Raw genomic sequence first — 10643 nt, 5'->3', positions numbered from 1 at the left:
ATGGACGAGCGGGCCGCCGTGGTCGCCATCGGCACCAGCCTGCAGGAGTCGAAGCTGGAAAACCTCGGCCACCTGGGTGACCGTAACGACCACGACTCGCAGGGCCTGTTCCAGCAGCGCCCGTCCAGTGGTTGGGGCACGGTGGAGCAGATCACCGACCCCGCCTACTCCACCACCGCCTTCCTGGACGGTTTGAAGCAGGTCGAGGGCTGGCAGGACCTGCCGTTGACCGAGGCCGCGCAGAAGGTGCAGGTGTCGGCGTACCCGTTCCACTACGCCCAGTGGGAAACCCAGGCCGCCGACCTCGTCGCCGAGCACTGGACCAGCTGACCCACCCGCAACACCCCATAGACCTCCCACAAGGAGGAACAAAGTTGTTGGCCGGCACCCGATCCGGGTGCCGGCCAACAGCGTCTTCGGGCAACGGGGACAACGTCAGGCCAGTCACCTGTGGCCGGCTCGCTACCGCGAAACGTGCTGGTTGTGGTCGGGGTCCAGCGGTGGACGGCGCCGGACTTGGTGCAGGTCCCGGAGGATACGGTTGTCGTCATGGCAAAGCCGACCCGATGGGTGACCGACACCGGCCCAGAGCACTCCCAGTGGTATATCGACCGATTCCGCCAGTTGGCGGCTGAGGGGGCAGACCTTGCTGGCGAGGCCCGGCTGATCGACGCTCTGGTGCCGCCGGGTTCCCGGGTCCTCGACGCCGGCTGCGGCACCGGTCGGCTCGGGGCCGCGTTGGCCTTGCGGGGGCACACCGTGGTGGGTGTTGACGCCGATCCCGTCTTGGTGGAGGCGGCGGGTGCCGCCTATCCCGGTCCGCGCTGGCTCGTGGCCGACCTGGCGGAGCTCGATCTGGCCGCCGCCGGGGAGCCGGAGCCCTTCGACGCCGCGGTGGTCGCCGGCAACGTGATGACCTTCGTCGCTGCGGGCACCGAGGCCGACGTGCTGCGCCGGATCGCGGCGCACCTGCGTCCCGACGGCGTCATGGCGGTTGGTTTCGGCACCGACCGGGGCTACCCGCTGTCGGCCTTCGACGACGACTCGGCGGCTGCCGGGCTACGCCAGGAGCACCGTTTCGCCACCTGGGATCTGCGCCCGTGGCGCAAGGAGAGCGATTTCGCCGTCACTCTGCTCCGTCGCCCCGCCGAGTGAGCCTCTAAAAGCACCCTCGAGTAGTTGATCACCCTGGAGCGGCATCAGGAGTCCCCTGGCGCCGAGGGTGTTGCGCGTTCGATGAGGGTGGCGAGCCCGTCCAGGAGGCGGCGGAGGCCGAACTCGTAGGCGTGGGCGGGGTCGTGGGCGCTGCCGTGCGCCGCGCCGGCGGCACTGCCCACCCGGGTGGCCAGCGGGTAGGCCGCGGGGTCGAGGACCCGGGCCAGCAGCGGCCCGGCGGCCGCCCACCACTGTTCGTCGGTCATGGTGGTGAGCTGGGCAGTGGCCCGGGCGTCGGCGGCGACTCGGGCGTTGGCCTGCACGAAGCTCAGTAGGAGGGTCAGGCAGTCGTCCAGCTCGACGTCGTCGAGGCCCAGGCCGTCGAGGGCGGTCAGCTCGTGCTCGTACTTGGCGATCGCGCCGGGCCCGAGCGGGGGGCGCAGCGTGGAGACCGTCGCGGTCCACGGATGGGTCTCGAAGAGCATCCGGTTCTCCTCGGCCACCGCGGTCAGCCGTACCCGCCAGGGTTTTCCGGTGGTGTCGGTGCGCGACATCCGGCCGTATGCGGCGTCGAGCATCACGTCGAGTAGCTCCGCCTTGCCGGGCACGTACGTGTAGAGGGTCATGGGGGAGACCCGCAGCTCTTGGGCGACGCGACGCATGGTGAGACCGGTCAGCCCTTCGGTGTCGGTGACGGCGGTCGCCGCTTCGATCACCGCGTCCAGGTTGAGGCCACGTTGTGGGCCCCGGCGTGCCGCCGTCGACGGCTCCCGCCAGAGCAGGGCGAGCGTACGCGCGGGGTCGCCGGCGCTGGTTACGTCAGGTGCACGCATAGTCATCTCCGCAATTTCTCCGTACGCTGTACAATGTACAATGTATAGCGTACGACGTACGAGGTATTCGGATCATCGCGAGAAGGACTCTGCCATGAAGATCACCTCCACTGCCGTATCACTCAACGTCGAGGATGTCCCCGCCGCTGCCACCTTCCTGACCGAGCACTTCGGGTTCCGTCAGGAGATGGCCGCGGACGGGTTCGCCTCGCTGACCCGCGACGACGCCGGCGTCAACGTCGTCTTTCTACGTCGTGGGCTTGCCACCCTCCCCGATGACCAGCGTGACGACCATGCCCGCGGCTTGATTCTGGCGTTCGTGGTTGACGACCTTGAGGGCGAGCTGGCGCGGCTACAGGCCGAGGGCGTCAAGATCACCATGCCGCTGACCACCGAGGAGTGGGGTGAGCGTGCCTTCCAGGTCCGCGACCCCAACGGGGTCATCGTCCAGCTCGTCGACTGGAACGGTGCACCGGAGCCTGGTCCCGCAACACGTGGCACCGCCGCCGGGTAGCCACCCCAGGTGGGGATGACCTGATCGAATCTGGCACAGCTTGTCGGGTTGGTGCTGCCCGCGTGGCCCTAGCGTCGTGGGCACAAGGGAAGGAGGTCCGGGTGCTGAAGCGGCTCAACGATGTCATGGCCCACCTCGAGCAGCAACTCGACCAGCCGGTCGACGTGGCCGAACTGGCGCGGATCGCCGCGACATCGGAGTACCACCTGCGGCGGCTGTTCTCCGCGCTGGCGGGGATCGGGCTGTCCGAGTACGTCCGCCGTCGGCGACTGACCGTCGCCGCGGCGGAGGTGCTGTCGGGGGAACAGTCGCTGCTCGACGTCGCGGTGCGGTACGGCTACGGCTCCACCGAGGCGTTTGGCCGGGCGTTCCAGGCCGTGCACGGCGTCAGCCCAGGGGAGGCCCGCCGTACGGGGGCGACCCTGCGCGCCCAGCCCCGGATCTCCTTCCGTCTCACCATCGACGGGAGTAGCAGTATGGATTACCGAATCGTGGACAAGGACGGTTTCCGCCTGGTGGGCCGGCGAGCCCGGGTGCCCCTGGTGCACGAGGGGATGAACCCGGCGATCGTTGAGTTCGTCCGGAGTATCGACCAGGAGACAGTCGACCGGCTGGCGGCGCTGTCCGACCAGGAACCGAAGGGGATCGTCAACGTCAGCACCAAGATCGCTGACGGTCGGGCGGAGGGTGGTGAGCTGGACTACTGGCACGGTGTGGTCACCGGCGCGAGCGCCCCGGAAGGGCTGGACGCGATGGCGGTGCCCGCCGGCAGGTGGGCGGTCTTCACCACCTCCGGTCCGTTCCCGCAGACCGTCCAGCACCTGTGGCGGGACGTCTTCACCCTGTGGTTCCCGGCCAACCCGTACCGCAGTCGTCCGGGTCCGGAGATCTCCCGCACCAGTGTCGCTGCGGACGGCGCGACCGCGGAGTCCGAACTGTGGATTCCGGTGGAGCGGGCCTGACCCCAGCGGGGATTGTCACAGCATCGACTGCTGCTCGTGCATTGGCGGTTTGCGAGGATGTTCGCATGGCTTACGACGCGAGCAACCTACCCGATGTGTCCGGGCTCACTGTCGGTATCGTCGGCGGCACGGGCGACCAGGGGCGTGGTCTCGCCTACCGGTTCGCCCGTGCCGGCCAGACCGTGCTGATCGGTTCCCGCTCGGCCGAGCGCGCTGCCCAGTCCGCTGCGGAGATCGCGGCCCTGCCCGGGGTGCCCGCCGGCGCGAGCGTCACCGGGGCCGCCAACGAGGAGGTCGCCCGGCGCAGCGATGTGGTGGTGATCGCGGTGCCGTGGGACGGGCACGCCAGCATCGTCGGCGCGCTCGCCGAGCCCCTCGCGGGCAAGATCGTGATCGACTGCGTCAACCCGCTCGGCTTCGACAAGCAAGGCCCGTACGCCCTTGCCGTGGCGGAGGGCAGCGCCGTCCAGCAGGCCGCCGCGCTGCTGCCGCAGTCCCGGGTGTGCGCGGCGTTCAACCACGTCAGCGCTCCGTTGCTGGCGGATCCGCAGATCGACCGGATCGAGCTGGATGTGCTGATCTGCACCGAGGAGCGGGAACTGGCCGGCATCGTCGGTGCCCTCGCTGCCCGGATCCCCGGCATGCGTGGCATCTACGCCGGTCGCCTGCGGAACGCCCACCAGATCGAGGCTTTCACGGCGAACCTGATCGCTATCAACAAGCGCTACAAGGCCCACGCCGGCATCCGGGTCACCGACCTCTGAAGGTGGTGGGTCCGGACGCAGCCACTCCATCGGGGCGGCGTTCGGAGGTAGGGCGAAACGTGGCGCGGCCCGCGGGGCTTCCCGCGGGCCGCACCATTGTCCTACCAGGCCACCGCTAACCGCAGACGTTCGTCGGTTAGCCCAAGCTGCTGTGCGGGTCAGAGGTTGAGGGAAACCCCGACCGCCTGGCAGGCCTCGGCGACCGCGTCGGTGGCCTTGTCGAAGGCGGGGTTGTCGGCAGCTTCCGGGCTGCCGGCGGCAGCTACCTTGCCGGCCTCCGCGCTGTACGCGGACAGCGCGGAGGCAACCTCGCTGTCGGCGTCTCCGGTGGCGGCGATGGCGCCGAACTCCGTCGCCAACCCGGTGAAGATCTCCTGGTACAGGTTCGGATCCGGCTCCTCGCCTCCGGACACGGCGTCGAGCAGGGTCTGCCGGAGCTCCATATTGGCCTTGTTTGCGGCTTCGCAGAGCTCCTTGTCGCCCTTGCCGGCGGCATCCGCAGGTGGCGCCGAGGAGGAGGCCGTCGTGGAATCGGTCGCCGGTGCCCCGGATGCCGTCGGCTCCGGGTCGTCCCCTCCGCAAGCGGTGAGAGCAAGGACGGCGGCGGGGAGTAGCAGAGCCTGGAAGAGAGTTATTTTACGCACGGAAGGGAATGCTACTCGGATCGATCCCCAATGGAGACCCTGTCGGGGCGGTGGGGTAGGAGTCCGCTGCCCGAGGCAACCCCGGCTCGCAGCGGATCAGGCCGCTCTGCTGCCCCCGGGTTGTGGGTGGACGTGGGCGATGAGTGTGCGCTCCGCCGGAATCCGGCGGAGCGCACGAGTGGCACTACCCGGCCAGCCCACGGCCACCCGGACCTGTCGATCAGATCGCCGTCATTCGATTACGACGCCGACCTTCTGGCAAGCTTCGGTGACGACGTCAGCGGCCGCTTCGTAGGCGGGGTTCTCCGTTTCCTCCATCAGGTTCGGGTCGGCAGCCATCTTCTCGGCCTCCGTGCTCAGCGTCTGCATGGCGGCGGTGACCTCGCTGTCGGCACTGCCGGTGGCGGCGATCTCGGTCATTCCCGTCGCCAGCTCGGTGAAGACCTCAGTCATTACTCCGTCCGTTGGGCCATCGGCGGACATGAGGTTCACTACCAGGGCTTCCCGGAAGGTATTCAGGTTTTCCACCACCGCTTCGCAGACCTCGTCTTGAGCGCGATCGAGGATCTTGCATGTTTTGTCGGGGGTGGCTGGTCGGCGGCGGCCCGGGGGTTGGCCGGGCCACCGCCAGCCCGGTCAGAAGGTGTGCTCGGTGGTGGGGAATCCGCCGTCGCGGACCTCGTCGGCGAAGCGACGGGTCGCCTCGCCCAGGGTGTCGGCGAGGTTGGCGTAGCGCTTCACGAAGCGGGGTGTCCGACCGGTACGGAGGCCCGCCATGTCCTGCCAGACCAGCACTTGGGCGTCGGTGTCCGGGCCAGCGCCGATGCCCACGGTCGGGATCGTCAGTTCGGCGGTTACCCGTTTCGCCACGTCGCCGGGGACCATCTCCAGTACCACCGCGAAGGCCCCCGCCTCGGCGACCGCGTGGGCGTCGGCGAGCACCTCCTCGGCGGTGTCGCCCCGGCCCTGCACCCGGTAGCCACCGAGGGTGTGTTCCCGTTGCGGCGTGAAGCCGATGTGCGCCATCACCGGGATGCCGGCTCGAACGATCGCGGCGATCTGTTCGGCACAGTGGCGGCCACCCTCCAGTTTGACCGCGTGGCAGCCGCCTTCCTTCATGAACCGTACCGCGGTGCGCAGGGCCGCGGTCGGCCCCTCCTCATAGGAGCCGAACGGCAGGTCGCCGACGACCAGCGTGTGCCGGGTGGCCCGGACCACGGCCCGGACCAGGGGCAGCAACTCGTCGGGGGTCACCGGTAGCGTCGTTTCGTAGCCGTAGACGTTGTTCGCGGCCGAGTCACCGACCAGCAGCACCGGGATGCCGGCGGCGTCGAAGATCCCCGCCGTGTACTGGTCGTACGAGGTGAGCATCGCCCACCGCTCGCCACGCTCCTTCGCGGCGAGTAGGTCACGGGCGCGGACCCGTCGGGTCGCCGGTCCGCCGTAGAGGGCGGTCACCTCGGCTGGGCTGGATTCCAGCATGGTTCTCTCCTTCCTCGAGGCCGCGTACGCGGTCCCCGGGCTCTGCTGCGATCGTCGCACCGCACGGCGGGTCGCGGCAGGGGGCAGTGCAGGATGTCACTCCCCGAGGCGTTCACTCGCCGCCGAGGCGCTCGGCGGCTTCGGCCGCTCCGCCGTCCTCGCGCCAGCGGCTTGTGATCGGTAGGCGGCGGTCCCGCCCGAATGCCTTCATCGATATTTTCGTGCCGGGGGCGGACTGACGCCGCTTGTATTCGGCGGTATCCACCATCCGCAGCACCTGGTCCACGAGCGCCGGGTCGTGGCCGGCCTCGATCAACCCGTTCCGGCCCAGGTCGCCGTCGATGTAGCCGATGAGGATCGGGTCGAGTAGGTCGTACTCCGGCAGGGTGTCGGAGTCCAGCTGGCCGGGGCTGAGCTCGGCCGACGGGGGCTTGTTGATCGAGTTCTCCGGGATCGGCGGCGTCTCGCCGCGGCGGACCGCCTCGGCGTTTCGCCAGCGGGCGAGCTGCCAGATCAGGGTCTTCCAGACGTCCTTGACCGGGTTGAAACCGCCGACCGAGTCGCCGTACAGGGTGGAGTAGCCGACCGCCAGTTCGCTCTTGTTGCCGGTGGTCAGCACCAGGTGGCCCTCCTGGTTCGACAGGGCCATCAGGATCACCCCGCGGACCCGGGCTTGGAGATTCTCCACCGAGAGGCCGGAGAGTGACAGGTTGGCCAGGAACGTGTCGACGATCGGCTGGATCGGCTCGATCCGGTAGTCCAGTCCGGTGCGTTGGGCCAACTCCGCTGCGTCTTCCCGGGAGTGCTCGGAGGAGTGCTGGCTCGGCAGTGAGACCCCGGCCACCCGGTCCGCGCCGAGCGCGTCAACGGCCAGTGCCGCCACGACCGACGAGTCGATGCCGCCGGAGAGGCCGAGTATCACGGAGGGGAAGCGGTTCTTGTCGACGTAGTCACGCAGGCCCAGCACGAGCGCCTGCCACACCTCCGCCTCGTCGGCCGCCGGTTCGAGGAGCTCTCCGGCCGCCGACTCTTCGGTGGGTGCGGCCGGCAGCGTTTCAAGGTGGCGGTGGAGCACCCGCATCCCGTCGGCCAGTTCGATGTCGGTGGGTGGGCCGCCGGTGGCGGCGGGGAGATCCACGTCGTGTACCAGCAGGTGCTCGACGAACTGCGGCGCCCGGGCGAGCAGTTCCCCCTCCGCCGTCACGATCATGGAGTCGCCCTCGTACACCAGCTCGTCCTGGCCGCCAATCATGTTGACGTACGCGATGGTGGCCCTGGCCTCGGCGGCCCGCCGGCGGACCAGCGGTAGCCGGACGTCGTCCTTCTTCAGCTCGTACGGCGAGCCGTTGATGTTGATCACGAGGCCGACGTCGGCCTGCCGGGCGGCGGCGAACGGCCCCCCGACCTGCCACAGGTCCTCGCAGATGGTCAGCGTGACATCCACCCCGCCGACTCGCACCACGGACAGGGTCTCGCCCGGTACGAAGTAGCGGTCCTCGTCGAAGACGCCGTAGTTGGGCAGGTGGTGTTTGAAGTAGGTGGCCACGGTCTTCCCACCGTGCAGCAGGGCCGCGGCGTTACGCGCCCCGTGCCCCGGCTCGGCATCGCCGCTGAACTGCGGTGGGCCGTCTGCGTCCAGGTAGCCGACCACCACCGGCAGGTCGCCCAGCCCGTCGGCGGCGAGGTCGGCGGCGAGCCGGCCCAGCGCCGTCTTCGACGCTTCCATGAAGGAGCGGCGGAAGACCAGGTCCTCGACCGGGTAGCCGGTCAGGGTCAGCTCCGGGAAGGCGACCAGTTGGGCGCCGGCGTCGGCGGCGCGTCGGGCCCATTCCCGGATGTTCGTGGCGTTGCCGACGAGGTCACCGACGGTCGGGTTGACCTGGCAGAGTGCGAGACGCAGGGTGGTCATGTCCCTATCTTGCCGCAGCGGTCCGAGCGGGGTATGGCGCGTGCGGGGAGACGGGGTGTGGCGCGTGCGGGAGAGGGCTTCCAGCTGGTGGTAGCGGGGGTGGGACAGGCCGGTGCGGGCGTGGGAAGGTCGCGTAACGTCGGCGTAACGAGGCCGGTGGAGACTGATCGGTCAGGCCGGGTCGTTCGTGGGCTGAAAGCGGACAATAGAGTGGTAAGGGGTGGAAGTGGACCGTCAGCAGGAGTTTGTCCTCCGTACGCTGGAAGAGCGGGACATCCGGTTCGTCCGGCTGTGGTTCACCGATGTGCTGGGCACGCTGAAGAGCGTGTCGGTGGCCCCCGCGGAGCTGGAGTCCGCCTTCGAGGAGGGCATCGGGTTCGACGGTTCGGCGATCGAGGGCTTCGCCCGGGTCGTCGAATCTGACATGGTGGCGATGCCGGACCCGACCACCTTCCAGGTCTTCCCCTTCGAGGGTGGGGTCAGCGGCGAGAGCGCCCGGATGTTCTGCGACATCCTGCTCCCCGACGGTAGTCCGTCCTGGGCCGACCCGCGCCACGTACTCCGTCGGGCGCTGTCCCGGGCAGCGGAGAAGGGCTTCACCTACTACACCCATCCAGAGATCGAGTTCTACCTGCTGGAGGATGGGGCGCCCGACGGCTCGGTGCCGACCCCGGTCGACACCGGTGGCTACTTCGAGCACACCACCCACGCGGTCGCGCGGGACTTCCGCCGACAGGCGGTACTCGCGCTGGAACGGATCGGAATCTCCGTCGAGTTCAGCCACCACGAGGTCGCCCCCGGTCAGCAGGAGATCGACCTGCGCTACGCCGACGCGCTCAACACCGCCGACAACATCATGACGTTCCGGCACGTGGTCAAGGAGGTGGCGCTCTCCACCGGCGTGCAGGCCACCTTCATGCCGAAGCCCTTCACCGACCAGCCGGGCAGTGGCATGCACACCCACCTCTCGCTGTTCGAGGGGGAGCGCAACGCGTTCCACGACGCCGGTGACCCGATGAAGCTCTCCAAGGTCGCCCGGGCGTTCATCGCCGGCCTGCTGGTGCACGCCCGGGAGTACACGGCGGTCACCAACCAGTGGGTCAACTCGTTCAAACGACTCTTCCCGCAGGCCCTGCCAAACCGGGTCACCGAGAGCCCCGCGTACGTCTGCTGGGGGCACCTGAACCGCTCCGCGCTGGTTCGGGTCCCGGCGTACGGCAAGCCGAACTCGGCCCGGGTCGAGGTCCGATCGCCCGACTCGGCGACCAACCCGTACCTGGCCTTCGCGGTCATGCTTGGCGCCGGCCTCAAGGGCATCGAGGAGGGGTACGAGCTGCCGCCGGGCGCCGAGGACGACGTGTGGTCGCTGACCAGCGCCGAGCGCCGGGCGATGGGGTACGAGCCGCTGCCGGAGAACCTCGCCGAGGCGATCGACGTGATGGCCGGCTCCGAACTGGTCGCCGAGGTGCTCGGCGAGCACGTCTTCGACTTCTTCCTGCGCAACAAGCGGTCCGAGTGGGAGCAGTACCGCCGCGAGGTCACGCCGTACGAGCGGCAGCACTACCTCTCGCTCTGATCTTCCGGCCCCGGTCGGCCCTGCTCCTGGCGTCGGCCGGCGTACCGGCTGTTGACCCTGGTCCGACCGGGACTCGGGCGAGGACCGCGGTGCGGGCGAGGTGCCGTAGCCCGATCCCGCGAACGGCGGCGCGCCGGGCTACCGGCGCGCCGCCGTTGGGAGTCCGCCGTCGGGGCGGGGCGAACTACTTACCCCCGGAGCCGTCGTGCCCGCCCGGTCCGCCATGCCCGCCCGGGCCCCGGAGGATGCCGGCCTCGGCCGCCGCGGTGATCGCGTCGGCCTGCTCCTGGGTGAGCGTGCCGTCCTCGACCGCCTGGGCCAGGCGCTGCGCGAGCGCCTCCTGCCGGTCAGCGGCGTCCGGGCGCTCGCCCCGTTCCGGCCGCTGGCCCCGCTCGGGTCGGTCGGCCGCCCGCTGTTCGCGCAGCTCCGCCAGCGCCGTGGTTACCTCGTTCACGTCCACGCCGAGCTTCTCGGCGAGCGCCGCGGCGAACGCGGCCTGCCGGTCGGAGCGCTGCTGCTCCCTGGCGGTGCCCTTCTCGGCGTCGGCGTCGGCGCTGGCGCTGGCGCCGACGCTCGGGGCGGGCGAGGTGTTGGCAGCGGCCATGGCCGGTGCGGCCACGCCGACGCCGAGCACGCCGGCTGCGGCGAGCCCGGCCAGCAGGTGCTTCCTACGAATCGTGCGGGACATGGGATCCTCCAACTTGTCGGTGCTGCGGTACGCGACCGACAGTGACCGCGCCGGCTGGAGGAACACCGTGGCGAAGCTATGTGCCAGCTGGCAATCTGGGCGACTGCCCGGACAGC

Annotated in this window: 11 protein-coding genes and 1 pseudogene; 6 read left to right on the top strand and 6 right to left on the bottom strand. The window is 69.8% G+C overall.

The window, feature by feature from the left end; genetic code table 11:
- Both T398_RS07610 and T398_RS07605 read left to right on the top strand, forming a co-directional pair.
- Positions 1–330 (top strand): annotated as a pseudogene (locus tag T398_RS07610) (hypothetical protein); the annotation flags it as partial.
- A 219-nt stretch (positions 331–549) separates the two neighbouring features.
- Complete coding sequence (locus T398_RS07605; protein ID WP_496445644.1) at positions 550–1155, top strand: class I SAM-dependent methyltransferase; 606 nt, start codon at positions 550–552, stop codon at positions 1153–1155.
- A gap of 44 nt (positions 1156–1199) precedes the next feature.
- On the opposite strand, the gene T398_RS07600 is transcribed toward T398_RS07605, so the two are convergent.
- Positions 1200–1988: a TetR/AcrR family transcriptional regulator C-terminal domain-containing protein gene (locus T398_RS07600; RefSeq protein WP_496445643.1), complete on the bottom strand. Its 789-nt coding sequence runs from the start codon at positions 1986–1988 to the stop codon at positions 1200–1202.
- 94 nt (positions 1989–2082) lie between these two features.
- On the opposite strand from T398_RS07600, the gene T398_RS07595 reads away from it, so the two are divergent.
- From T398_RS07595 to npdG, 3 genes are all read left to right on the top strand, one after another.
- Complete coding sequence (locus T398_RS07595; RefSeq protein ID WP_496445642.1) at positions 2083–2502, top strand: VOC family protein; 420 nt, start codon at positions 2083–2085, stop codon at positions 2500–2502.
- Between the two features lie 101 nt (positions 2503–2603).
- A complete protein-coding gene (locus tag T398_RS07590; protein WP_496445641.1) occupies positions 2604–3464 on the top strand; it encodes an AraC family transcriptional regulator in 861 nt (286 codons plus the stop codon).
- Between the two features lie 65 nt (positions 3465–3529).
- Positions 3530–4228, top strand: a complete 699-nt coding sequence (npdG, locus tag T398_RS07585) for an NADPH-dependent F420 reductase (protein WP_496445640.1) — start codon at positions 3530–3532, stop codon at positions 4226–4228.
- A gap of 158 nt (positions 4229–4386) precedes the next feature.
- Here the strand turns inward: npdG and T398_RS07580 are convergent, their stop codons facing one another.
- The 4 genes from T398_RS07580 to T398_RS07565 all read right to left on the bottom strand — a co-directional run bounded on the left by T398_RS07580 (position 4387) and on the right by T398_RS07565 (position 8263).
- On the bottom strand, positions 4387–4872 hold the full coding sequence (locus T398_RS07580) for a hypothetical protein (RefSeq protein WP_496445639.1): 486 nt from the start codon (positions 4870–4872) through the stop codon (positions 4387–4389).
- A 231-nt stretch (positions 4873–5103) separates the two neighbouring features.
- A complete protein-coding gene (locus tag T398_RS07575) occupies positions 5104–5403 on the bottom strand; it encodes a hypothetical protein (RefSeq protein WP_496445638.1) in 300 nt (99 codons plus the stop codon).
- A 105-nt stretch (positions 5404–5508) separates the two neighbouring features.
- A complete protein-coding gene (panB, locus tag T398_RS07570; RefSeq protein ID WP_496445637.1) occupies positions 5509–6354 on the bottom strand; it encodes a 3-methyl-2-oxobutanoate hydroxymethyltransferase in 846 nt (281 codons plus the stop codon).
- 112 nt (positions 6355–6466) lie between these two features.
- Entirely contained in the window at positions 6467–8263 is a 1797-nt protein-coding gene (locus tag T398_RS07565) for an NAD+ synthase (RefSeq protein ID WP_496445636.1), read from the bottom strand.
- A 226-nt stretch (positions 8264–8489) separates the two neighbouring features.
- Here T398_RS07565 and glnA point away from each other — a divergent pair, with 226 nt between their 5' ends.
- Positions 8490–9839 (top strand): type I glutamate--ammonia ligase, encoded by a 1350-nt coding sequence (glnA, locus tag T398_RS07560; RefSeq protein WP_018726880.1) that lies wholly within the window; start codon positions 8490–8492, stop codon positions 9837–9839.
- A gap of 184 nt (positions 9840–10023) precedes the next feature.
- On the opposite strand, the gene T398_RS07555 is transcribed toward glnA, so the two are convergent.
- Complete coding sequence (locus tag T398_RS07555; protein WP_496445657.1) at positions 10024–10527, bottom strand: hypothetical protein; 504 nt, start codon at positions 10525–10527, stop codon at positions 10024–10026.
- Positions 10528–10643 lie beyond the last annotated feature (116 nt).

The sequence above is a fragment of the Salinispora goodfellowii genome (genome assembly GCF_059570675.1).
The sequence above is the reverse complement of the archived record's forward strand: the minus strand, read 5'-3'. Positions and strand labels throughout refer to the sequence as shown.